This is a genomic window from Halomonas cupida, assembly GCF_900142755.1.
Classification (GTDB): domain Bacteria; phylum Pseudomonadota; class Gammaproteobacteria; order Pseudomonadales; family Halomonadaceae; genus Halomonas; species Halomonas cupida.
This window is the reverse complement of the sequence record NZ_FRCA01000001.1, coordinates 668976-693140: the sequence shown is the minus strand read 5'-3', so window position 1 is coordinate 693140 and position 24165 is coordinate 668976. Positions and strand designations below refer to the sequence as shown.

General features: G+C 59.8%; 21 protein-coding genes and 3 tRNA genes. 8 read left to right on the top strand and 16 right to left on the bottom strand.

Going from position 1 to position 24165, the window contains the following annotated elements; translation table 11 throughout:
• Window positions 1–319 precede the first annotated feature (319 nt).
• From BUE38_RS02990 to pgsA, 3 genes are all read left to right on the top strand, one after another.
• Window positions 320–964 carry a response regulator gene (locus BUE38_RS02990; protein WP_073433510.1) on the top strand — a complete coding sequence of 215 codons (645 nt, stop codon included), beginning with the start codon at window positions 320–322 and terminating at the stop codon, window positions 962–964.
• A 156-nt stretch (window positions 965–1120) separates the two neighbouring features.
• A complete protein-coding gene (gene uvrC / locus BUE38_RS02985) occupies window positions 1121–2980 on the top strand; it encodes an excinuclease ABC subunit UvrC (protein ID WP_073433770.1) in 1860 nt (619 codons plus the stop codon).
• A gap of 82 nt (window positions 2981–3062) precedes the next feature.
• Window positions 3063–3611: a CDP-diacylglycerol--glycerol-3-phosphate 3-phosphatidyltransferase gene (pgsA, locus tag BUE38_RS02980; protein WP_073433509.1), complete on the top strand. Its 549-nt coding sequence runs from the start codon at window positions 3063–3065 to the stop codon at window positions 3609–3611.
• Window positions 3612–3759: 148 nt separating this feature from the next.
• Here the strand turns inward: pgsA and BUE38_RS02975 are convergent, their stop codons facing one another.
• The 6 genes from BUE38_RS02975 to BUE38_RS02950 all read right to left on the bottom strand — a co-directional run bounded on the left by BUE38_RS02975 (window position 3760) and on the right by BUE38_RS02950 (window position 7482).
• The gene (locus BUE38_RS02975) at window positions 3760–4824 is read right to left on the bottom strand and encodes an endonuclease/exonuclease/phosphatase family protein (RefSeq protein WP_073433508.1); all 1065 of its coding nucleotides are present in this window, start codon (window positions 4822–4824) and stop codon (window positions 3760–3762) included.
• A 346-nt stretch (window positions 4825–5170) separates the two neighbouring features.
• Window positions 5171–5257 (bottom strand) — tRNA-Leu (locus BUE38_RS02970).
• Window positions 5258–5297: 40 nt separating this feature from the next.
• Window positions 5298–5371 (bottom strand) — tRNA-Cys (locus tag BUE38_RS02965).
• A 27-nt stretch (window positions 5372–5398) separates the two neighbouring features.
• Window positions 5399–5473 (bottom strand) — tRNA-Gly (locus tag BUE38_RS02960).
• 177 nt (window positions 5474–5650) lie between these two features.
• Window positions 5651–6106, bottom strand: a complete 456-nt coding sequence (locus tag BUE38_RS02955; protein ID WP_073433507.1) for a GFA family protein — start codon at window positions 6104–6106, stop codon at window positions 5651–5653.
• A 47-nt stretch (window positions 6107–6153) separates the two neighbouring features.
• A complete protein-coding gene (locus BUE38_RS02950) occupies window positions 6154–7482 on the bottom strand; it encodes an SGNH/GDSL hydrolase family protein (RefSeq protein WP_073433506.1) in 1329 nt (442 codons plus the stop codon).
• A 111-nt stretch (window positions 7483–7593) separates the two neighbouring features.
• On the opposite strand from BUE38_RS02950, the gene BUE38_RS02945 reads away from it, so the two are divergent.
• The 3 genes from BUE38_RS02945 (at window position 7594) to nadB (ending at window position 11447) form a co-directional block, all read left to right on the top strand.
• Entirely contained in the window at window positions 7594–8499 is a 906-nt protein-coding gene (locus BUE38_RS02945) for a LysR family transcriptional regulator (protein WP_073433505.1), read from the top strand.
• Between the two features lie 256 nt (window positions 8500–8755).
• The gene (locus BUE38_RS02940) at window positions 8756–9901 is read left to right on the top strand and encodes an FUSC family protein (protein ID WP_073433504.1); all 1146 of its coding nucleotides are present in this window, start codon (window positions 8756–8758) and stop codon (window positions 9899–9901) included.
• Entirely contained in the window at window positions 9882–11447 is a 1566-nt protein-coding gene (gene nadB, locus BUE38_RS02935) for an L-aspartate oxidase (RefSeq protein WP_073433503.1), read from the top strand. The genes BUE38_RS02940 and nadB overlap by 20 nt, the downstream gene beginning before the upstream one ends.
• Window positions 11448–11489: 42 nt before the next feature.
• Here nadB and purU read toward each other — a convergent pair whose 3' ends face one another.
• The gene (gene purU / locus BUE38_RS02930; RefSeq protein ID WP_073433502.1) at window positions 11490–12344 is read right to left on the bottom strand and encodes a formyltetrahydrofolate deformylase; all 855 of its coding nucleotides are present in this window, start codon (window positions 12342–12344) and stop codon (window positions 11490–11492) included.
• Window positions 12345–12585: 241 nt separating this feature from the next.
• Between purU and BUE38_RS02925 the strand changes: the two genes are divergently transcribed.
• Window positions 12586–14181: a ribonuclease J gene (locus tag BUE38_RS02925; RefSeq protein ID WP_073433769.1), complete on the top strand. Its 1596-nt coding sequence runs from the start codon at window positions 12586–12588 to the stop codon at window positions 14179–14181.
• 316 nt (window positions 14182–14497) lie between these two features.
• Here BUE38_RS02925 and BUE38_RS02920 read toward each other — a convergent pair whose 3' ends face one another.
• From BUE38_RS02920 to mobA, 7 genes are all read right to left on the bottom strand, one after another.
• Complete coding sequence (locus tag BUE38_RS02920) at window positions 14498–14782, bottom strand: H-NS family histone-like protein (RefSeq protein WP_073433501.1); 285 nt, start codon at window positions 14780–14782, stop codon at window positions 14498–14500.
• A 466-nt stretch (window positions 14783–15248) separates the two neighbouring features.
• Window positions 15249–16241, bottom strand: coding sequence for a GTP 3',8-cyclase MoaA (gene moaA / locus BUE38_RS02915; protein ID WP_073433500.1), 993 nt, complete (start codon window positions 16239–16241; stop codon window positions 15249–15251).
• Window positions 16238–16696 (bottom strand): molybdopterin synthase catalytic subunit MoaE, encoded by a 459-nt coding sequence (gene moaE, locus BUE38_RS02910; RefSeq protein ID WP_073433499.1) that lies wholly within the window; start codon window positions 16694–16696, stop codon window positions 16238–16240. Before moaE ends, moaA begins: the two co-directional genes overlap by 4 nt.
• A gap of 1 nt (window position 16697) precedes the next feature.
• Window positions 16698–17537 carry a cyclic pyranopterin monophosphate synthase MoaC gene (gene moaC / locus BUE38_RS02905; RefSeq protein WP_073433498.1) on the bottom strand — a complete coding sequence of 280 codons (840 nt, stop codon included), beginning with the start codon at window positions 17535–17537 and terminating at the stop codon, window positions 16698–16700.
• An 11-nt stretch (window positions 17538–17548) separates the two neighbouring features.
• Window positions 17549–18850, bottom strand: a complete 1302-nt coding sequence (gene moeA, locus BUE38_RS02900; RefSeq protein ID WP_073433497.1) for a molybdopterin molybdotransferase MoeA — start codon at window positions 18848–18850, stop codon at window positions 17549–17551.
• Window positions 18847–19434, bottom strand: a complete 588-nt coding sequence (mobB, locus tag BUE38_RS02895; RefSeq protein WP_073433496.1) for a molybdopterin-guanine dinucleotide biosynthesis protein B — start codon at window positions 19432–19434, stop codon at window positions 18847–18849. The genes moeA and mobB overlap by 4 nt, the downstream gene beginning before the upstream one ends.
• Window positions 19418–20026: a molybdenum cofactor guanylyltransferase MobA gene (mobA, locus tag BUE38_RS02890; protein WP_234986742.1), complete on the bottom strand. Its 609-nt coding sequence runs from the start codon at window positions 20024–20026 to the stop codon at window positions 19418–19420. The genes mobB and mobA overlap by 17 nt, the downstream gene beginning before the upstream one ends.
• Before the next feature lie 314 nt (window positions 20027–20340).
• Here mobA and BUE38_RS02885 point away from each other — a divergent pair, with 314 nt between their 5' ends.
• Window positions 20341–20925, top strand: coding sequence for a cupin domain-containing protein (locus tag BUE38_RS02885; RefSeq protein ID WP_073433494.1), 585 nt, complete (start codon window positions 20341–20343; stop codon window positions 20923–20925).
• A gap of 85 nt (window positions 20926–21010) precedes the next feature.
• Here the strand turns inward: BUE38_RS02885 and BUE38_RS02880 are convergent, their stop codons facing one another.
• Both BUE38_RS02880 and BUE38_RS02875 read right to left on the bottom strand, forming a co-directional pair.
• Window positions 21011–22264, bottom strand: coding sequence for a uracil-xanthine permease family protein (locus BUE38_RS02880; RefSeq protein WP_073433493.1), 1254 nt, complete (start codon window positions 22262–22264; stop codon window positions 21011–21013).
• A 143-nt stretch (window positions 22265–22407) separates the two neighbouring features.
• Entirely contained in the window at window positions 22408–24147 is a 1740-nt protein-coding gene (locus BUE38_RS02875; RefSeq protein WP_073433492.1) for an ABC transporter substrate-binding protein, read from the bottom strand.
• Window positions 24148–24165: the final 18 nt, after the last annotated feature.

Here is a 24165-nt window from a genome sequence, read left to right as displayed (position 1 = left end):
GGTCTCGCGTCGGCCTGATGGCCGACGGCGGCACTTCCCTGTGCCGCCATTAACCCAACATGAAAGCATGCCGGGTTAATAACCAGCCCGGATGCCATATACTGAAATCCTTGCATACACCGCATTCTGCGCATATTTTCCTGCGCACAAGCTGTGCCGGAGTAGTAGTCATCCGTAGGATGGCCAATTCCCCTTAGGATCAATCTGTGACAGTCTAGGCGGCATCCGTGGAAAACATTAGCAATCACTATAACGGGGAAGCCATTTCCCCCCATGGCCAGCATCACTCTATTGTGTTCATTTTTCAGGAGCAGTGGCTTTGATAAGGGTTCTCGTTGCAGACGACCATCATCTGGTTAGAACCAGCATTGCGCACCTGCTGAACGCGGAGAAGGACATCTGCGTGATCGGCGAGGCGGCTGATGGTGAAGAAGCCATCGCCCAGACTCGGCGCCTGAACCCCGATGTGGTGATGATGGACATCCGCATGCCGGGCATCGGCGGACTCGAGGCGACGCGCAAGATTCGCCGCCTGACCTCAGACATCCGTATCCTGGTGCTCACCGCCTTCATCGAAGAAAGTTTCGCTCAACGTCTGCTCGAGGCTGGGGCCCACGGATTCATCAGCAAGGGGTCGCACCACGACGAGATGGTGCACGCGATTCGCAGTGTGTTTGCCGGTCAGCGCTTTGTCAGCCCTGAGATCGCCCAGCGACTGGTGATTTCGCGCATCGATCACGAGGATAACCCCTTCGACCAACTGTCACAGCGTGAACTTCAGGTGGCAATGATGATCGTCAACGCCCAACGCGTCTCGGATATTGCTGATCAGATGTTCCTCAGCCCCAAGACCGTCAACACCTACCGCTACCGAATCTTCGAAAAGCTCGGCGTCAACTCGGATGTCGCCCTTACCCATCTGGGCCTGCGCCATGGTCTGGTCGAAGGGTTCAAGGAAGATTGACCGGTAGTCAGGCTGCCGATGAGTCTTCAGGCCCGGCCACCATCCGCAATCAAGCTCACAGGACAGTAGGGCTTGCCTGCCTGATTCTGTTAGCATATCCCCATATGTCCAGGGGCTGTCTTGGAAGTCACTGAGCCCAGTCGGCGCGACCGCATCATGACCTTTGATTCACGACGATTTCTCGACACAGTAAGCGAGGCGCCCGGCGTCTATCGTATGTTCGATAGCGAGGGCAACACCCTCTACATCGGCAAGGCTCGTCGGCTCAAGGCGCGTCTCGCCAGCTATTTTCGTGGCGCTCTCAACACCAAGACCCAGGCCCTCGTGGGGCGTATTGCCGATATCCAGGTAACGGTCACCAACAGCGAGACAGAGGCGCTGCTGCTCGAGCAGACGCTGATCAAGGAACTGCGTCCGCCATACAATATTCTGCTGCGTGACGACAAGTCCTACCCCTTCGTTTTTGCCAGCGACCACCACCCCTTTCCGGCACTCGAGCACAAGCGCGTGCGGACTCGCCACCAGGATGGCCGTTACTTCGGTCCCTACCCCAGTAGCGGCGCAGTACGTGAGACGCTGTCTCTGATGCAGAAGGTATTCCGTATTCGCAACTGCGAGGACAGCGTCTTCGCGCATCGTACTCGCCCCTGCCTGCAATATCAGATCCAGCGTTGCCGAGCGCCCTGCGTCGGCTATATCAGCGAGGCGGACTATCGCCGCGACCTGGAGCATGCCATCCAGTGCCTGGAAGGACGCAGTGAAGCGGTCAGCGAGGAACTGTCCCGGGAAATGGAGGCCGCCAGCAAGGCACTCGATTTCGAGGAGGCCGCCCGCCTGCGCGACCAGTTGCAGGATCTGCGCCGTCTACAGCAACGCCAGATCGTCGACACCGGCAGCGGTGATGCCGACATCTTCGCCTTGGCCAGTGAGTCAGGCGCACTGTGCATCTCGCTGCTGACCATTCGCCAGGGACGCATGCTTGGCGCCCGTCATTACAGCCCCAGCAATGGTCTGGATATCGGTGAGGCGGAATTGCTTGGCGAGTTCATCAGCCAGTACTACTTCGGCCAGCCCCACGAGATTCCAGTGGAAGTCCTGACCAGCCATACCATTCCCGACGCCAGCCTGATCGCCACAGCACTGAGCGAGAAATCCGGACGTCGCGTGCGGGTCACCGACAAGGTACGGGGTCATCGTGCCCAATGGCGCGAGCTGGCACGCACCAATGCCGAGCAGCAACTCGCCGCTCAACTGGCCAACCAGCAGCAACTGGCCAAACGCTTCGAGGCCCTGCGAGAGGCTCTGGAACTGGAAGAAACGCCTCAACGTCTGGAATGCTTCGACATCAGCCACAGCCACGGAGAAGCTACTGTAGCCTCCTGCGTGGTATTTGATCAGGATGGTCCTCGCAAGAGCGACTATCGCCGCTTCAATATCACCGGCGTGGCCGCCGGAGACGACTACGCCGCCATGCAGCAGGCGCTGACGCGCCGCTTCAAGCGTCTGCAGTCCGGTGAAGGCATCCTGCCCGATATTCTGGTGGTTGATGGCGGCAAGGGGCAGCTCAATATGGCCAGAGATGTGCTCAGGGAACTGGGCATCAACGACCTGATGCTGCTTGGTGTGGCCAAGGGCACCACCCGCAAGGCCGGATTGGAGACCCTGTTCATCGAGACCCAGTCCCTCGAGACCCGGCCCCTCGAGACCCGGCCCTTCGAGACCAAGAACCGCAGTCTTGCTCTGCCACCCACGTCCCCGGGGCTGCATCTGATCCAGCACATTCGCGATGAATCACACCGTTTCGCGATCACCGGGCATCGTGCACGCCGGGACAAGGCCAGGCGTACTTCAACCCTGCAGGATATTCCTGGCATTGGCCCCAAACGCCGGCGCGAGCTGCTGCGTTTCTTTGGGGGGCTGCAGGGAATTCGCCAGGCAACACGGGAAGAGTTGGCCCGAGTTCCCGGCATCAGCACCACCATGGCGGAAACAATTCATCGCTCCCTGCATGGATGAACAACGCCTTCGCAGATAGAATAAGGCACTTTCAGATGCCTGGCCCCCTACAATGGCACAGCAGCAAGGACAGCGGTTATCCATGAACATTCCCAATCTATTGACACTCGCTCGCATCGTTTTCATTCCCTTGCTGGTGGTGCTGTTCTACCTTCCCTTCTCCTGGAGCATGCCCGTGGCAGCGGCGCTGTTCGCTCTGGCATCAATCACCGACTGGCTGGATGGCTACCTGGCCCGCCGCTGGGACCAGTCAACGCCTTTTGGCGCCTTCCTTGACCCGGTGGCCGACAAGTTGATGGTGGTGGTCGCACTGGCGCTGTTGATCGAGGATTACGATGCCATGTGGCTGACGCTCCCCGCCCTGGTGATCATCGGCCGGGAAATCGTCATTTCTGCCCTGCGTGAGTGGATGGCAGAGATGGGCAAGCGCGGTTCGGTGGCCGTCTCCTGGATCGGCAAGGTCAAGACCACACTGCAGATGGTGGCACTGTTGCTGTTGCTCGCTTTCCCGGCGGGCCATCTGATTGCCGAACTCGGCGTGGTGATACTCTACGTCGCCGCCCTGCTCACCCTATCGTCGATGATTCAGTATCTGCGGGCCGCCTGGCCGGAACTGAGCCGCTCGATGTAACGCCTCGGCGTAGATCGATATACCAGTACCGCGACGCCAGCTCATGCTGGCGTCGTGCTTTTCTACCCCGGTACAGCCAATCCCGGACCTGTGCGCCCCACTCCTGCCATTGAAAGCACACGCCGCATCGCCTTGAAATGGCAGCAGCTCAGTCTTCCTGACCGCGTGCCTTGCCTTCCCGGATCGTCTCATTGGCTTGCTGATGTTCGTCGTGATCTGCCTCGGGATTCTCGTGCTCATCGGCGCGAGATGGACGGTAGCAAAGTGTCGTGAGAATCGGAAAATGATCCGACCCGAATTCGGGCAGGCGCCGCAGATCACGTAGCGTGAAATGTTCGCTCGAGAAGACGTGATCGAGCGGCCAGCGCAGCAACCGATAGTGGGCATGGAAAGTATTGAACATGGCGCGGCCGCGACGAGGATCGAGCATGCCACTGACGCGACAGAACAGACGGGTCGTGCGCGACCACGCCACGTCGTTGAGGTCTCCGGCCACGAGCGTCGGTACGGAGTCATCACGGATGCGCTTGCCGATCAGCAGGAGTTCAGCATCACGCCACAAGGACTCCTTGCTTTCATTTGGCGCCGGTGGGCGTGGATGCACGGCGTACAACTGGATGTCGTCCCCGCAATCTAGAGTGACCCCGGTCGAGATGGAGGGGATGTCATCCTGGATCAGCCGTTCGATCTGCGGTGATACCAGCGGCAACCGTGAATAGAGATGCATGCCATAGAGGTTGTCCTGGGGAATGCGCACGGCATGGGGCCATTGGCTCGCCAGAGCAGCGTCAAGTTGCTGCCCCCACCAGTCGTCGGATTCCAGCGTCAACACGATATCCGGCGAATGCTGATTGATGAGAGCAATCAGCCCCTCCGCATTGCGGTTGGGCGTCAACACATTGGCAACCAACAGACGCACGCAGCGCTCGTCATGGCCAGACTCTGCACGCTGTACCTGAACCGGCCAGAGTCGGGTCCAGGGCAGGATATAGCAAGCCTGAATCACCAACGTGGCAAGCCCGCCCACCAGAGCCAGCCACTGCCAGGGTGTCTCGGCAAAAGGCGCAAGCAGCAGTGTCATCAGTGCCAGGGAGGCGATCTGCATGCGCGGAAACTCGCAAGCACGTATCCACCACCAATGGACGGGTAGACGGGCCAGGAGAGTGATACCAAGGAGCAGGGTGGCGACAGTCGCGAGAGCAATGGACAGCAAGGCGCATCCTCCATGTTGATGCCAGCGGGAGCCCAGAGGAGCCCCCCTCCGGAAGCCTGAGCAACAGGAACTGCAGGCTTCCAGCACCTTACCATGATGATCCCGTGAATCGACGACCGCTATGCCGGAACGGGCACAACTCTCTTTTTTTCACACATGCTTTTTTTCATACATGCTTTTTTCGTACATGGGCCTGCCGATGGCGTCGTGCCCCATCGGTACTCGCGTCTACAACTTGATGTGGAGCTCATCAGTTGGTCGAAATACGCATACGGAGCCAGCAATGCGGCCCGATATCGTCGACCGGAATATGGAGAGAGCGGAGAGAGAACAGGATTGATGTGATTGGTGCCCGGAGCCGGGCTCGAACCGGCACGGTGTTGCCACCGAGGGATTTTAAGTCCCTTGCGTCTACCAATTTCGCCATCCGGGCTGGGAGTTCGAGCGTATCGCGGGGCACATCAGAAGAAAAATGGAGGCTGGAGTCGGAATCGAACCGGCGTACACGGAGTTGCAGTCCGCTGCATGACCACTCTGCCATCCAGCCTCACTGAGTCGGCATCTCTATTGGAGATGGAGCGGGAAACGAGATTCGAACTCGCGACCCCAACCTTGGCAAGGTTGTGCTCTACCACTGAGCTATTCCCGCCTGACTCGAGGACGTATTATACGTATAAGTCGGTGACTGTCAAACGCTTTTGGAAAACTCAGTAAAACTGCAGCGGTGCCATTCCGACACATCACCACTGCAGTTCCAGGCCAGGATCCTGCGCCCTTCCCCACCAGAAAAGCGATCTCTCAGTCGCTCATCACGCTCCAGGGTGTCTTAACGCTCCGCATACTCCGCCATCAGGGTGTGGAACTCATCGGCCTGCGGGAATCCCTCATAGCGATGCACTGCCGGAGTACGGGCCCAGCCTAGCGCCTCGGCGGTACAGGTTTCCATGAAGGGAGCAATATCGTCGATCTCATCGAGCAGCGTACTGCGGACATTGACGTATTCCCCCATCATGGCGGGAAAGCGGGTAAAGACCCAGCTCTTGCAGTGATCACAGCAGGAATGCTGCAGCCCTTCCAGCTCCCGGGCGCCACCCGCGACCGGTGTCCCCTTCTCGATGGCGAAACCGGCGTCGGGCACGGTGAGGCTGAGCGAGAAAGCACTGGCCGTCATGCGCTGGCAGCCTCGGCAATGGCAAGCCATGGTCATGATCGGCGAGGCCGTGATGCGAAAGCGCAATCGTCCGCATCGGCAACCTCCTGTTCGGCAAGTCCAGTCACTCATGTAGATCAATCCTGTTGGCAATGGATGGCATAACGTCGGTACATATCTCAAGATCCAGCGCAGGAGGCAGGCAGTGGAGTCGCGTTCCCTTCCCCCTGGACCGACAACAGATTATCAAGATCAACCGTCTCGGCCATGGCCCGATTCCCCTCGTCACCGGGGTGCAGGCGATCTCCCGAATCAAATCTCTCATCAAGGTGAGACGGCGCGGACTCATCTCTCAAGGCCGCATCAAGGTCGATAACGACATCGAACACTCCGCTGCAGCGAATCCATTCATTCACCTGCTGTCGCAGCGCGTCCTTTTTCGCATCGTAGTAGTTGTCCAGCACAGTGCCAGGCAAGGCGCCTGAAAAAGGAGTGAGCGTCGCTCCAATGACGCGAATGCCCCGTACATGAGCCTGGTCGACCAGTTGCCGATACCCCTCGGTCATTGCCTCCAGGCTTGGTGATACCCCATTGGGAGACAGGGCAGTTCCGGGCCAGGCGATGTCATTGATACCCACCAGAACGATGACATCCTGCACCCCCGGCTTGTCCAGCACATCCCGGCGCAGGCGATCTACCACCCTCGTTCCCATTCCATCAGACAACAGACGTCCACCGGAGATACCGGCATTGATGACCGCAACACCGTGCGGCGCGAGCCTTTCGGCAAGAAAGTCCGGCCAACGAGTGTCGCCGTCCAGGCTAGCCCCGGCACCATCGGTAATGGAGTCACCGATCACTGCCACCGCTCGTGCATCAGCATCGGTGTCGACCGCAACGTCGATACCCGTCAACAGCACTCGTGCGGTAGTGCTTTCCGCTACGTCATCACCACGCACCAGCTGTGGAGCATCAGCCTGGTCTCCTTCAACAAACCAACTGGTCTGCCGACCATCCCAATGGAAGGTAGTCAACGGTGTCTCCTCGGGCAGATAGGTACTGACCGTCACTCGCCCCAACGGCTCCACCGCCAGAGCTACGGGATCGCTGGTCATGGAGGCACCTGCAGGAATCGTGACAGTGGGGCTACCATCAAACATCACCTGACGTAACGTCTCTGCGTCAATCGCATCCTGCATACCCGCCAACGCCACGCTGACCTTGCCGATGGTGACCGGTCGTGAGCCGTAGGCATTGGAAAGTTCGATGCGCAGACGCTTGCCTCCCAGGCTCAAACGCGCCACCTGACGCACGGTCTGCTGTTCCAACTGCTCAGGTACCCGCGTCGGAAACAACAGCTCATCCCCCCATACCGGCTGAGGGCTGGCACTCCAGGTGGCGACCCAATTCGAGCGTTCGCCCGACGCCTGACTCATCGGCGAGAACAGACCTGGCACCAGGACCAGCGCCATGGCGAAGACCTGACTGAACTGACGGATGCTTTTCATGCTGGTGCCCTCATCGACAATGAATGTCGTAATGATGGGCTCAATTCTCCCCTTCAACTAGACTGCATAAAGGAACAACATTCATGAATTGAAATCACAGGATGTTTCGTCATGGCACGCCAGGATGTGAACCGCTCAGGTGAACTGGAAATCTTCGTTAGATCGGTCGACCTGGGAGGGTTTTCAGCGGCCGCTCGTGCGAGCGGTATGACACCCTCGGCCGTCAGCAAGCTGGTATCACGCCTCGAGGATCGCCTGGGCGCTCGCTTGCTCCATCGTTCAACACGCCAACTGCAACTCACGGCGGAAGGTTGCGCCTTCTACGAGCGAGGTGTGCGCATCCTCGCCGACCTGCAAGAAGCCGAACTTTGCGTCAGCGCACGCAATGCTCCTCGCGGCCACCTGAAAGTCAATGCCAATGTGCCCTTCGGCCACCACTTCCTGCTTCCGTTGGTACCGGAGTTCGCCGACTGCTACCCCCAGGTGGAGCTTGATATCGTGCTCACTGATACCGTCATGGACCTGTTTGAGCAGCGTACCGATGTGGCGATCCGTGCCGGCCCATTGAAGGACTCGTCTCTTGTCGCGCGCAAGCTCGGTGAGACACGCATGATAGTGGTGGCGGCCCCCGCTTACCTGCAACAACACGGTACCCCCCACGCCCCGGGTGACCTGAAGAACCACAACCTGCTCAGTGCCAACTACACACGAGCTCAACAAGGTTGGCCCATGCGGTACGCTGGCCGAGAGCAGGTGGTCATCCCTTCGGGCAATGCGCAGGTCAGTGACGGTGAAGCCCTGCGTGGACTGACACTGGCGGGGATGGGCCTGGCTCGGCTGGCGGAATTTCAGGCCGCAGAGGACCTCGCTAGCGGTAGACTGGTGGCGGTACTGGAGGACTGCAACCCGGGGGATACGGAGGAGATCCACGCCCTTTATGTCGGACAGGGTGACTACCTGCCTTTGCGGGTGCGAGCCTTTCTGGACTTTCTGGCAGCGAAGGTGACTATTGGCTGAACATTCAAGCCACCCAGCCATTTCCACCAACAGCTCTTATTATTAACATGGCAATCAAATAGCTCATCGTGATCGATTTGATTTTCGGCGGCACATCCCTGCGCCACCGCCCCGCGTCCGCGACGCCAGACGGGCTCCATGGTAGAATATCGCCCCCATCCATGTTCGTGAATCAGCCGGCAGATCGACGACCTTGAGCGACCTTCTGAAGACCCTCGCCCAGCGATTGTCCACTCGACCACGGGGGGCTTGCTGAATGCTGTTGGGCCGCCTGCGAGACCCCTACATCAACTATCGCCATCGGCGACTCTTTCACGTGCTGCGTGTCAGCATCGCCCTGACCGTCACCTTCGCCGTTGTTCACCTGTTTCCCCTGGAGCACAGTAGCTGGGCACTGGTCAGCACCGTAATGGTGATGGGTAACCTGCCACATATCGGTGGGGTACTCGACAAGGGACGACAGCGCCTGCTCGGAACCCTGGTCGGAGCGGGGATCGGTCTGCTGTTGATCAGCCTGCCAATCCCCGGCAGGGGAGTCCAGATCGGCGCCCTGGTGGCGATTGCCATTGCAACCTGGCTGGTATTCTCGAGCCGGCAGGCCTATGCCGGCCTGATGTTTGCCATCAGCCTGCTGTTGGTTATCGGTAACGGCGCCCCGGACTTCAGTGTCGCCCTGTGGCGCAGTGCCGATGTGCTGATCGGAACCTTGATCGGCATTGCTGCCACTCTGGTGATACTGCCCCACAAGGCCACTGACGTTCTGCGCTTCATGCTGGCCGACAATCTCGATCGCCTGGCCAGGCTCTATCATGCCCACACCTCGGCTACCTCCGCGCCGGGGGTCGACACCCGCGAACTGCTCAAGGCCACCAGCGCCCTGCTGGTCAAGCAACGCGGGCTGGTTGACGCCGTTCATCGTGAAGGTCGCCTGAGTCGCGGTGAAGTCGACGAACTGATCTCGTATCAGCGACGCATGCTGTCCACCATCGAGCTGCTGCTGGAGTCCCACTGGACCACTCGCGAGGGCCATGACCGAATCAATGCCATGCAGGGACTGCGCGACCAGCAACACAGTCTGGCAAGAGACCTCGGCACCCTCGCCTTTCAAGTCCGCACCGGGCAGCCCATATCAACGGATATCAGCCCCTTCGAGCTACACAGCTTTGCCGAGCTGGCAGTGGGTGCACGCGGCACCGATGGCCGCATGCTGTTCAGTCCCAGCGGCTATCTATGGTTGAATCGCGAATTGGCTCGAGTGGCGGCAAGCACAGCGCAACGCCTGGCCAGTCTTGAGCGCCTACCCAGCAAGCGCCTGCGTCGTCGCGCAGGTCGTCACGGGCTTCACGAGGCTCAGCGCCTCGACAGCAAGGAAGGAAGTCAGAATGACCCAGGCTCCCATTGAGGTACTGATCATCGGCGGCGGTGTCGCCGGCCTGTCCATGGCGCTGGAAATTGCCGACCATCGGCGGGTCACGCTGTTGCGTCCCGGGGAAGAGGCTCAGGGAGCCAGTCGCTGGGCCCAGGGGGGGATTGCGGCGGTATTGTCACCCACCGACGATGTCGAAGCACACATTCAGGACACCCTCGTCGCCGGTGACGGACTGTGCGAGGAGCCCGCCGTGCGCTTCACCGTCGAGCAGGGCCCTGCAGCCATCCAGTGGCTGCTGTCCATGGGTGTGCCCTTCACGCCGGACTCCGACCCCGAGTCGGGATATCCCTATCACCTGACTCGAGAAGGCGGCCACAATGCGCGGCGCATCATCCATGCCGATGATGCTACCGGACGAGCGGTAACGGATACGCTGCTCAACAAGGCTCTGGCGCACTCCTCCATTCAGGTGCGCGACGACCTGACGGCCATCGAGTTGATCGGCGACACGGCCGGCACCTGCCGTGGTGCTCGCTGCCTGGATGACACAGGCAACGTCCATGAACTTCTTGCCGAGAACACGGTGCTGGCCACCGGTGGCGCCAGCGGCCTGTACCGCCACACCACCAGCCCCAGCCCGGCGAGCGGTGAAGGCATGATCATGGCCTGGCGCCTCGGCGCCGAACTGGCCAACCTCGAATTCCAGCAGTTTCACCCCACTTGCCTGTATGACCCCGAAGGCTCGCCCTTCCTGATCAGCGAGGCAGTTCGCGGTGAAGGCGGTATCCTGCTCAACATTCACGGTCAGCGCTTCATGCCGGGCATCGACGAGCGAGCTGAACTGGCACCACGCGATGTGGTCGCACGCGCCATCGATGCCCAGATGCAGCAATACGGTTCCGATCATGTATTGCTCGACATTCGCCACCTGGGGGCCGAGGCGATCCGCCACCATTTCCCCACCATTCATAACCACTGCCTGAACCGCGGCCTGGACATCACCCAGCAGCCCATTCCGGTTGTGCCTGCCGCCCATTACAGCTGTGGCGGCATCGCTACCGACCTGAACGGCGCCACAGCAGTGGAAGGACTGCATGCGGTGGGGGAAGTCGCCTACACTGGCCTGCATGGCGCCAACCGCATGGCCAGCAACTCATTGCTTGAATGCCTGGTCTTTGCCCGTGCCGCGGCACATCATCTGCAACAGGCCAGGGCACACCAGAAGGCGGATATTGTCCCGGCTCGCTGGGGAAGCAGGAGTGTCTCCGAATCGCAGATCCTGCAGTGGCGTGAGCACATGCGCGAAATCATGAGTGCCAGAGTGGCGATCGTGCGCAGCGACGCCGGACTGGCCAGTGCTCTGGCGCAACTCCAGCAGCTCGAGAAGGAAATCGAGGAAAGTAACATTGAGGCCGCGCCCAGCGTCAGCCTGATGGCCTGCCGCCAGGCGCTGACCTTGTCCCTGTTGACCGTTGCCAGCGCTCAGCAGAGACGCGAATCCCGCGGACTACATTACAACCCGGATTGCGCAGTTCACGCCGAGGCTCAACCGCTACCCTCAAGGGTACGCTGCGGCTGAGCCCTCGGCGCCGCTTCGCAGGGCTTCGCCAGGGCCTTGCCTTCAGGCAAAGACCACTGTCTTGTTGCCGTGAATGATGACACGATCCTCGAGGTGCCAACGTAGCCCTCGAGCCAGCACGGTCTTCTCCACATCCCTGCCGAAACGCACCAGATCAGCAGGGGTGTGGCAGTGGCTGACTCGATGGATATCCTGCTCGATGATCGGGCCGGCATCCAACTCCTCGGTAACATAGTGGCAGGTGGCGCCGATCAACTTGACCCCGCGCTGGTAGGCCTGGTGGTAGGGTCTGGCACCAGCGAAGGACGGCAGGAAGCTGTGGTGGATATTGATCACCTGTCCGGCATAGTTCCGGCACAGGGCCGGCGGTAGAATCTGCATATAGCGCGCCAGCACGATGGCATCCGCCCGGTACTCTTCAATAAGCCCTTCCACCCGGGCAAACGCCTGGTCTTTCCTATCCGGGCTGACCGGCACATGGTGGTAGGGAATACCATGCCACTCGACCATGCCGCGCAGGTCATCATGGTTGGAGATGACCGCCACGATGTCGCAGTCGAGGCCTTCCGCCGTCCAGCGATACAACAGGTCGACCAGACAGTGGGACTCCCTCGATACCATCAACACCACGCGCTGACGCTGTTGTGTATCGCGCAGCGCCCACTGCATATCGAATTCCCTCGCCACCGGCGCAAAGGCGTCACGCAGCTCATCGAGCGACATACCGATGGAGTCGGCAAGAATCTCGTAGCGCATGAAGAACCGCCCGGTCTCGAGATCCGAGTGCTGACTCGCCTCGGTGATGGAGCCGCCGTGGCCGGCAATGAAGTTCGACACTCTGGCCACGATGCCCAGACGATCAGGGCAGGACACCACCAGACGATAAAAATGCGACATGGGTACACTCTCGATGGAAACAGGTCTCTGAGGAGCGGCATTGTAGCGAAAACCCCTGCGTACGGCACGGTGCCATGACGCAGAACAGTCACACCGATTGAGAGGACCTCGACGCTTCCCGTATAGTGGTGGAATTCCGTCCACGATGCCTGATGCGATGCCGACACCCAAGGTTCAGATCCGCCGCCGCCGCCGCCCACCACTGCGCATACTACCGATGGGAGGTTGTGGCGAAGTCGGCATGAACCTGACCCTGTATGGCTATCTCGACAGCTGGATTGCTGTGGATTGCGGCATGCTCATCCGTCAGGACCTCGACGGCAACCCGCTACAGGTGCCTGACCCACAGGCCATCAAGGCGCTGAACCTCTCACCGGAAGCCCTGATCATTACCCATGGGCATGAAGACCACATCGGTGCGGTGGTATGGCTATGGCCTCACTGGGGCTGTCCGATCTACGCCACGCCCCTCGCCGCGGCGATGCTCCGCACACGCTTCACCGAGCAGGGACTGGCCGCTTCTGCCATAAGGGTCATTGAGCCCGGTGATGCCTGCCGTACCGACGCCTTCAATGTTCGGCTACTGCCGGTCCCCCACTCCATCCCGGAAAGCTGTGCACTACTCATCGAGGCAGGCTCTCGCCGTGTCCTGCACACCGGTGACTGGAAACTCGACCCGAAGCCGGTGATCGGCTCCCCCGTGGACGAACAGCTGTTCCGCAGCCTGGCGCCCGTCGACCTGGTGGTGGGTGACTCCACCAATGCCAATGTCCCGGGACACTCGCACAGCGAGCACGAGGTTGCCCAGGCCCTTATCGACACCATCAGTCAGTGCGAGGGACGCGTAGTGGTCAGCTGCTTCGCCAGTAACCTCGCTCGCGTCCTGTCGATCGCTCGCGCTGCCACGCGATGCAACAGACGTGTCAGTCTGCTGGGACGTTCGATGGAGCGCATGGTGGCACTGGCACGTCAGCTCGATTATTTCGACGACTTCCCTCCGCTGGTTCCTGTCAACGATCTCGGCTACCTGCCCCCGGAGGAAGTGCTGGTCATTGCCACCGGCAGCCAGGGCGAACCACGCGCTGCTCTGTCTCGTCTGGCTCAGGGGAGGCACCCCCATTTCGAATTGACCACCGGTGACAGTGTGATCTTTTCGGCCAAGGCCATTCCGGGCAACGAGCACCTCATCGAACGCCTCAAGAAGGGATTGGCCCGTTTCGACGTCCGTATCCTTGACGAGTTCACCCATCCGCAACTACATGCTTCCGGTCACCCGGCCCAGCAGGAACTCGAGCAGCTATACCGCTGGGTACAGCCCGCCTACCTGCTACCGGTACATGGGGAGCCCATCCACCAGACCGCACATATAGAGCTTGCAAGAGGACTGGGCATTACCGCAGACCTGGTGCCGACCAACGGCGATGTCGTCCACTTCGATGAAACCGGCCTGAGTGTCGAACAGCGCCACCCTCAACAGGTCTGCCTGGTCCAGCGCAATGCACTGAGCCCCATGAATGCATCGGACAATGCCCGAGTGTCGGCCCATGGCACACTGTTTGTCGCCATGACACTTGCCGCTACCGCAACGGGCTGGACACGGATCGGGCGCTTGATGCTGGATGACAGTGAGAGTAGCCCACTGGATGAAGACAGCTTCTGTGAGTGGATGGACGAGCAACTCGACGAGATCACCACCGATACGCTTTCAGGCCTACGTCGATTACTGCACTCGAGAATCACGCACTGGCTGTCCGAACATGTGCAACATGCGCCCGACGTGCAGCTGCAATTGGTGGCCACCGAAGCCGAGTTTCTGCTCGATGGGTTGCCTACCTGAGCCCGACTCCCAATGGCGCCATGGCGAATGCTATTGCCATAGATGACGCCCCCTATGTGTGCCAACCTGAGCCTTACCGAGACAGCAACCGTCCATCTGCTCGGCTGACGTCTCCATCTCCTGTTTCACGACCGACGCCCCCTGTAATGCAACAAGCCGGTTCGAGAATCTTCATCTCGAACCGGCTTGCCGGGATTCTACGATGTCGGCAGCGACCATGGATACAGACCGCTATCACTCACCTGACGCATCCACGTTCAACAGCTTGCTACAGGCCTCTGTTGACTGCCAACCTGAAGACCTGAAGCGTCGCTGATCACTGCTTGTTTTTCGGCGGACGACCACGCTTGCGCTTGGGCTGCTCCGCGACCAGATCATCCAGAGACAATCCAGCTTCAGTGATCTGCTCACGAATCTCTGCCAGCTTGCGTGCCTTCTGTGCTTCGTCTTCCAGGCGCTGGCGATCTTCATCCTTCTTCTGTGCAATCACTTCCTCGACGACCTCAGCCAGCTTCTGCAATTGTTCCATGCTGAGCTGACGAGCTGCGGCACGTGCCACATTCTTGTTCCGAGCAATACGCTCAAGAGATTCACTGGACATATTATCCCTCCATGCCTTTCCACACGATCACAGGATAGCAATATTCACTTGATGAAAAGTATATGCTCTCCACTAGTCTTGGCAAGAATATCGTTGAGATTTTTTTTAATGTCCATAAAAAAATACCCGCGGTCGCCACGATGTTTCAGACAACCGGACTGTCAAGTTCCTCCCTCGACAATACTGCTTTTCGTATCCGTTGGAAGTAGTCACTGCATATTCAAATAATTCAGTGTCTCGGAAAACTCCAGAACGCCGTGGCGTCCAGGGATTCCATTGGGTCATTGATACCTTGTGCGCTGAGGGTCGGAACATTCTCGATCAATCCTTTTCACTACCCCATACGGCCAAAGGCCCATGCACCAACCGTCACATGAGCCATCCTGCAATCAGCAGACACTTGGGTGTAGTGATAAGGAATCGGGGATAAAGGCCGACCAATGAAAAGTCAGTGACCTCAGATCGGCTAACCGCCCGTCATGTTCATGAAGCGCACTATCTGCACGTCGCCGTCGGTGCTGAAATGGTGGCGTTCAGGCTTCAGTGCCATGGCGTCGATGATGGTTTGCTTGAGTCGCTCGTTATCGCCGGGATAGCGGCGCAGTATCGCTCGTAGATCCACTGAATGCTCATTGCCGAGGCACAACAGCAGGCGACCCTCCACAGTCACGCGAACACGATTGCAACTGCTGCAGAAATTGTGGCTATGCGGAGAAATGAACCCGACTCTAGTATGACTGTCAGCCATGCGAAAGTAGCGCGAAGGACCAGCAGTGGCTTCTGTCGTCTGGGTCAGAGGATAATGCTGTTCGATCAGTTCCCGAACCTCATCGCTGGAACAGAAGGTTTCTGCCCGGGAGTGATCGGACACATCACCGAGAGGCATTTCCTCGATGAAACTGATATCCAGTTCATGGCGACGGGCAAAATCGACCAGGTCGACCACTTCATCGTCATTGCGCCCCTTGAGCACCACTGCATTGAGCTTGAGGCGCTCGAACCCTGCATCCTTCGCCGCATGAATGCCATCGATCACCTTGTTGAGGTCACCGGTGCGAGTCAGACGCCGAAAGCGTTCAGGATCCAGGGAATCGAGGCTGATATTGAGTCGTGTCATGCCGCCCTGGCGCAGTGCCACTGCGTGACGCCTCAGACCAGCGCCATTGGTGGTCATGGCGAAGTCCGTGAGTCCCGGCAGTTGACCAATGGTGCTGACCAGATCGCCGATATTGCGGCGCACGAGGGGCTCGCCACCCGTCAGCCGAATCTTCTCGACCCCCAACTCCGTGAAGGCTCTGGCTACCTGGGCTATTTCCTCCAGCGTCAACACTTGTGCGCGAGGTAGAAAGGTCATCTCCTCGCTCATACAATAGACACAGCGAAAGTCACAGCGATCCGTAACCGAAAGACGAACGTAGGAAACGCGCCGACCGAAGTCGTCGATCAACTGTTGAGTCATGATGCACTCACCTCCCAACGTCTGGCATCGGCGTGGTCCTGCTCACGCTCCGCCACCCAGTAATCACCACTGGTGGTATGCTCCTTCTTCCAGAACGGGGCACGGGTCTTCAGGTAATCCATGAGAAACTCGCAGGCCTCAAAGGCATCGCGTCGATGGGCACTGGCGACGATCACCAGCACAATCGGATCTCCGGGTGTCAGGCGGCCGATTCGATGAATCAGAGTCACACCAGTCAACGGCCAACGCTGACGGGCTTCCTCGATGATTTCGGCAAGGCTCGCCTCGGTCATGCCCGGGTAATGTTCCAGGGTCAACGCCTCGACTTCCGGGCGTTCATTGAAGTCACGCACCAGACCGGTAAAACTGACCACCGCCCCGATGTCCGTGCGCCCGGCCACCAGCGCCTGCTGTTCCAGCCCGGCATCGAACGGCTCCTGCTGCACACGTATCATTTCAACCTCCCGTCACCGGTGGGAAGAACGCAACCTCATCTTCACTGGTCAGGTGCGTACCCTCCCCTGCCATGACCTGATTGACGGCACACAGCACTCGCCCCTGATCAAGTCTGGCAAAGCGCTCATCCATGGCCTTGAGCGCAGTCTTCAAACCCGCAATATCGGCACTCGGCAAACGCTCCAGCGGAACGACCACTTCGCCGATACCGAGACGCTCACGCAGCTCGGCGAGACACTTCACCCGTACACAGGGCTCCGCGCCAGGCACCAACCCCAGGTCCATCTCGCCGCCCATACCAGGCCCTGTGACGATAGGCGCTTCACCGGCGGCAGACACCACAGCGCCACGGGATTCAGCCGGCCGGTCACCACGCTGGTAACTCCCCGAACGACCTCCAACCTTGGTATCGAGGTGAATCTCGCCGATTTCCATATCCTTGTCGACGGCCTTGCACATGTCATACAAGGTGAGACATGCCACCGACACCGCCGTCAGCGCCTCCATCTCCACCCCGGTGCGTCCCGCCAGGCGGCAGCTCGCCGATACTCGAACACAGCCCTGATCATCATCGATATCAAAGTCGACAGCGACACTGGATAGCGCCAACTGATGGCACAGCGGGATCAACTCATGAGTCCGCTTGGCAGCCTGAATACCGGCGATGCGCGCCGTGGCCAGCACATCACCCTTGGGAAGCTTGCCATCCGTCAGCAACGCCAGCGTACCAGGCGCCATGTAGACCGCACCGCTCGCCGTCGCCTCCCGTCGAGTGGTGGCCTTGTCGCCCACATCGACCATGCTGGCCTCGCCACGCGCATTGAGATGGGTAAGCGTCATTGAACTGTGCCTCACGCAAATATGAATAATGGGTGAATGGTCACCATATCACCTGGCACCACTCCCTGGCTCTGTTCGCTGATTTCGACCAGACAATTGGCCGCCATCATCGACGATAGAATACCGGAACCCTGCGCACCTGTTTTGACCACGCGCAAGGTCCCTTGTGGATCCACGCGGTAGATGCCGCGACTGAACTCGGTGCGCCCGGCACGGCTATCGAAATGGCTCTCGGCAATACCTTGCCAGACCTCTGTCATCGCCTTCATGCCCTGCATCTCACGCAGCAGGGGTACCATGAATAATAGCGCAGTGACCATGCAGGCGACGGGGTTGCCAGGCAGACCCAGAAATGGCACTTCGCGCTCCGTCAACAGGCCACAGGCCAGGGGGCGCCCCGGCCTCAGCGCAAGGCGCCAGAAGGCCAGTCGCCCCAGTGCCTCCAGCGCCGCTCGGGTATGGTCGGCCCGGCCTGTCGACACACCACCGCTGGAGACCACCAGATCCGCGTCAGCTGCGGCCTCTCGCAGAGTACGGATCAGCGCCTGACGGTCATCATCGATGATCCCGAGATCAATGACCTCGGCCCCCTGTTCCTGCAACAACCCCATGAGTGAAAAACGGTTGGCATCATAGATGCAGGCCTCGGTACGTTCACCTCCCGGTGCCATGACTTCATCGCCGGTGGAAAATATCGCCACCCTGGGCTGACGCCTCACACTAACCTCGGCCACCCCCAGAGAGGCGAGCATACCAAGCGCAGCAGCATCGAGTCGTCTACCAGCGACCACGACCACCTCACCAGCGGCAATGTCCTCACCAGCACGACGGATATTCTGGCCGACACACACGCGGTCGGCATCCTTCACTAGCGCCCGGCCATCGCTCAAGGTGACCTGCTCCTGCATGATCACCGTGTCGGTGCCTTCAGGCAGCGGCGCTCCAGTGGTAATGGTCACACATTCGCCAGCACCGACTCGACCAACGAAGGGGCGTCCGGCCAGAGCCTCGCCGACATGCCGCCATGTCCGGGCCATGGTCTCTTTCCTGGGCAAGCCGGCTTCGGGCACGTCGGATTGCGGCCAACTGAGCGCAATGCCGTCCATCGCTGAATTGCTGTAACCGGGCACATCAAACTCCGCCACGGCCGCTTCGGCAAGCACACGCCCATGCGCTTTCGCTAGACTCACCTTTTCGCAGCCCAGTTTTTCGCCGGTCAAGGGTGACTGAATCAGCCCGCGCAGAGCCTGGCGTGCCGTCTCGACACTCAGCGCCTCCTCTCCAACGTCGAAGCATGACAGACTGCCGGTCATCGCCGCCGTTCCTCGATCAGGGTCCGACAGGTCGATGGCCAATCACGCACCCACTTGACCACCCAGTCGACCACAGCCGACTGGTCATTGATGTCCAGCATCGGCACCGATAGCGACGGTGCAGGCGGTTCATCACAGGCCACCGCCTGGATCCAGTGATCCTCCTCGGCCAGCAGCGGCTTACCGAGACTGGCACGGTGCAGCTCCAGCTTGGGTAGCGGCCAGGCCTTGAAGCCCTCGACCAGAATCAGGTCCGGCTGCAACGGCATGACCATACGCACCAGCATCGCCAGGTCGGCGTCTTCCTCACCCGGAGTCTCCAGCATCAGCGCCAGCCGCTGACTGGAGGCCACCAGCATGGGTGTGGCTCCTGCCTGGCGGAGTCGGTGGCTGTCCTTGCCGGGTTGATCGACATCAAAGGCATGGTGGGCGTGCTTGATCACTGCACTGCGGATACCTGCATGCCCCAGTGCCGGCAACAGTTGTTCAAGCAACGTGGTCTTGCCAGTGCCACTCCAGGCCGCGAGACCAAGAATCGGCAGGGTCGGGTCGAGCGTCAGCCGCCCGTCAGTGGAACTCGTCATGCTGCCTCCTCAGGTGACTCTCGAGCGCGCTTCGCTCGGCTTCGGAGTTGAGATTGGTAAAGGCCTCGGCGCAATCGGACACGTCCACCGGATGGCACTCATGGCGTGCATACCAGCGCCCCACCTTACGCTCCCCGGACGCCAGCGCGAGCCCCAGATCCCGATGGAGGGCCTGCCGCATCATGGCCACCACCGGATGGCGTCGTTCACCGTCATCGGCGATGGCAATGTCGGCGCCGGCTTCGACCACTCTCGCGAGGCGTGCCACCAGATCGTCGGGTAGCAGAGGACTGTCGCAGGGGACAATCACCACCCACTCGGAGCGTGCTGCACGAAGGCCACTGTAGATCCCCATCAAGGGGCCGTGAAACCCCGCTTCTATATCTTCGACAACACGATCCGCAACGGCGGCGTATTGCTCCAGGTGTCGATTGGCGCTGACCAGGACTTCTCCCACATGGGGCCTGAGGCATCGAATTGCCCAACTCACCAGGGGAGCTCCGGCAAACTCGACCAGCCCCTTGTCGACACCTCCCATACGCTGCCCTTGCCCTCCGGCCAGCACCAGGCCCGTCAAGGCTCCCGGATCCATGATTCCCTCCTGAGCCCTTTGCATCCCGAACGCCTCACAGTCACGATCATCCAGTACGCGGTTGGTGAAATACGATGCTGTTCCCCACCCTCGATGGGGTTCGAGACATCGGGCATCCTTCCGGTGATTTCTCAATGATGCCTCAGGCAGGCCACTACTGCCATTCACTCAAGCCCTGCAATGAACGCGCTGTGTCGCTGATCCATACAAGCAGGTATCATCTGTTGCACATATCACACAGCTGCCCAGGGCGGCCGATCGGAAACCCACCAACTCCTGAAGCAGACAGCGGCAATGCCGCGATGGAAATCAGCATGGAAGAAGGCTTTGACGTTGGCGCACGACTGCGCCAATTGCGCCAGGAAAAACAGCTCTCTCAGCGTGAGCTGGCCAAGCGGGCTGGTGTTACCAACAGTACGATCTCGCTGATCGAACTCAACAATGTCAGCCCATCAGTGAGTTCGCTGAAGAAGATCCTTGACGCCCTACCGGTATCGATCAGTGCCTTCTTTGCCGGCGACGAGCCCAACCACCCCAGCCCGTTCTACCGCGCCTCGGAACTTACCGACATCGGCGATGGCCAGCTCAGTTGGCAACTGGTCGCAGCCCGACGCCCGGATCGCCGCATGTCGATCCTGCATGAGCGCTATCCGCCTGGAGCCGATACCGGTGAGGATATGCTCGAGCATGATGGCGAGGAAGGTGGTGTGGTCATCACTGGTGAGATCGAGATCACCGTCAATGGCGAAGTCGGTTTGCTTGGCCCGGGTGATGCCTACTACTTTGACTCACGGCTCCCCCATCGCTTCCGCAATCGAGGCGACCAGGAATGCGTCATCGTCAGCGCCAACACGCCTCCGACCTTTTCCGATGGTGGCCAGGAGCTCCATCACGCCTGACCCTCTTGTTACAAGCATCATCCTTTGATCACCATCGCCCAGGGCGCGGTGCCTCGTGAATGGAAACTCACGGGCACCACCCTGTTCAATGGTGGGGTTCTTCCTTCGCTGGCGGAAGGATCAAATTGAGAACAATCCCGACGAAGGCGGCAAGACTGACCCCCTGAAGCGCGAACTGACCACCGCCGATCTGCATCCCGCCAATGCCGAATACCAGTACCAGTGATACGACAACCAGGTTGCGCGGCGCCGTCAGCGGCTTGCCGGAACGCACTAGAGTGTTCATGCCCACCACCGCGATCGAACCGAACAGCAACGTCATGATGCCACCCATGACCGGGGCGGGAATGGTCTGCAGCACTGCACCGATCCTGGCGAAGAACGCCAGCAGAATCGCGGTGAACGAGGCCACAACCATGATCCGGGGATCAAAGGCACGAGTCAGGGTGACTGCCCCGGTAACTTCGGAATAGGTGGTATTGGGTGGCCCACCCAGGATACCGGCGGTAATGGTGGCCAGACCATCACCCAACAGTGTGCGATGCAGACCAGGCTTGTCGAGATAATTGCGCCCGGTCACCGAACCGATGGCCACCATATCACCAATGTGCTCAACTGCAGGAGCGATGGCCACCGGGATCATGAACAGAATGGCAGCCCAGTGGAAACTGGGTGCCGTGAAGGACGGCAACGCCAGCCAGGCAGCTTCCTGAACGGGAGTGAAATCAACGACACCCATCACCAGCGCCAGCAGATAGCCGAACACGATTCCGCCCATGATCGGTACCAGCCGCAGCAGACCGCGACCGAATACCGCCAGCACCAGGGTCACCAGCAGGCTCGACATCGACAGCACCATGGCACGACCATAGCCAATGTCCTCACTGGTGGCACCGGTTGCCATCTGCACTGCGACAGGCGCCAACGCCAGACCAATCACCATGATCACAGGCCCCACCACTACCGGTGGCAACAGATGATGCAACCAGGCAGTCCCCTTGAGCCTTACTGCCTGGGAGATGGCAACATAGACCAACCCCGCCGCGATCATCCCGCCCATCGTAGCGGACAATCCGAAGTTGGCGATGGAGCTGTTGATCGGTGCAATGAAGGCAAAGGATGAGGCGAGAAAGACCGGCACACTGAGGCCAGTAGTGAAATGAAACACCAGGGTGCCGACACCCGCAGTGAACAGCGCCACGTTGGGATCAAGCCCGGTCAACAGCGGCACCAGCACCAGCGAACCGAAAGCGACAAACAACATCTGCGCACCAGTGAGAACCAGGCGCGGCAATGATCCCGCAGACACAGTGGTCGCGGGTGTTCGAGAATCTGACATGGAGGCTCCGGGAGTGAGTCGTTGCAGGCCGGGGTATGGTATCAGTGCCCGGTCGGAAATTGGATGGCCTATTGGGGTAGCCGGCAGTAGAAGGCCCCCGCTGACGGTTGTCAACGGGGGCCGGATCAAGCCGTTATCAAGTCCTACTGACGGCTGCCCGCCGCCATCCACTCTTCCATCAACTGGTCATAGGGCACGGTGGTTCCCTGGGGCATCTCATCTTCCAATTGGGCCTTGGGAGCACCGGGCTCATCGAGCCACTCCTGGGGATCACGCGGCTCGTTGAGGATCGGCTCATAGGTCGAGAACACCTTGGCCCGGGCCAGGCGCGCCATGATGTTGTCGAGATCATTGGCCAGATTGTCCAGTGCTTCCTGAGCCGAGATATCACCATTCACCGCCGGCGCCAGGTTCTGCCACCACAGTGGAGCCATGCGTGGGTAGTCCGGCACATTGGTACCGGTGGGTGTCCAGTTGGACTCGTTGGGGCTGCGATAGAACTCAACCAGCCCCCCCAGCTTCGGTGCCATCTCGGTCATCTGGTCCGAGAAGATATCCGACTCCCGGATCGGCGTCAGACCGGCCATCAGCTTCTCCAATGAGACCGTCTTCGAAACAGTGAACTGCGCGAACAGCCAGGCAGCACTGCGGCGGTCCTCTGGCGTCGAGTTGAAGAAGGTCCAGGCGCCCACGTCCTGATAGCCCACCTTCATGCCCTCTTCCCAGTACGGTCCGACCGGTGATGGCGCCATCCGCCATTTGGGATTGCCCTCGTCATCGGTCACCGCCACCTCGGGGCTGACCATGTCAGCGGTAAAGGCGGTGTACCAGAACATCTGCTGGGCAACGTTGCCCTGGGCAGGCACCGGTCCGGCCTCTCCAAAGGTCATACCCTGTGCCTCAGGCGGCGCATAGTCACGCAACCACTCGACCATTTTTGTGACCGCAAACACCGAAGCCGGTGAATTGGTGGCACCGCCACGGCTGACACTGGCTCCGACCGGATGACTCTCCTCGTCGACGCGAATCCCCCAGTCGTCCACCGGGTTACCGAAGGGCACGCCAGGACTTCCCATGCCCGCCATGGACAGCCAGGAGTCATGGAAGCGCCAACCCAGCGAGGGATCGCGGCGACCATAGTCCATGTGACCATAGACCTTGGTGCCATCGATCTCCCCCACATGCTCCGAGAAGAACTCGGCGATGTCCTGGTAGGCCGTCCAGTTGGTGGGCACACCAAGGTCGTATCCGTAGATCTCCTGGAATTGCTGTTGGAGATCCTCGCGCTGGAACCAGTCATAGCGGAACCAGTAGAGATTGGCGAACTGTTGGTCCGGCAACTGATAGATACTGCCGTCAGGTCCGGTGGTGTACTGGATACCGATGAAGTCCTCGAGGTCCAGCGTCGGCAGCGTCAGATCCTTCCACTCATTGTCCATCGCCTCACTCAGATTGACCGTCGCGCCATAGCGAATATGGGTGCCGATGGAATCGGAGTCGTTGATATAGGCATCATAGATATTGCGCCCGGACTGCATCTGAGTCTGCATGTTCTGGACAACATCACCTTCGCCGATGATGTTGTGGGTCACATTGATCCCGGTGAGTTCCTCGAATGCCGGCGCCAGAACGTCACGCTCCCAGGTATGAGTGGTCAGACCTTCGGCAACGGTATTGATCTCCATGCCACGAAATGGCTCGGCAGCCTGGGCAAACCATTCCAGCTCGGCAATCTTCTCTTCTCGACTCAGGGTGGAGTCGGCGAACACTTCATCTGCCAGGCGTTCAATGACAGCGGTTCGATCCTCCTGAGCCAGCACACCCATACTGGCGAGCATTGCCCCGGCAGCCAGCCAGGCACTTGCCTTGTACGTCGTTTTCATAATCACCTCTTGTTGTTG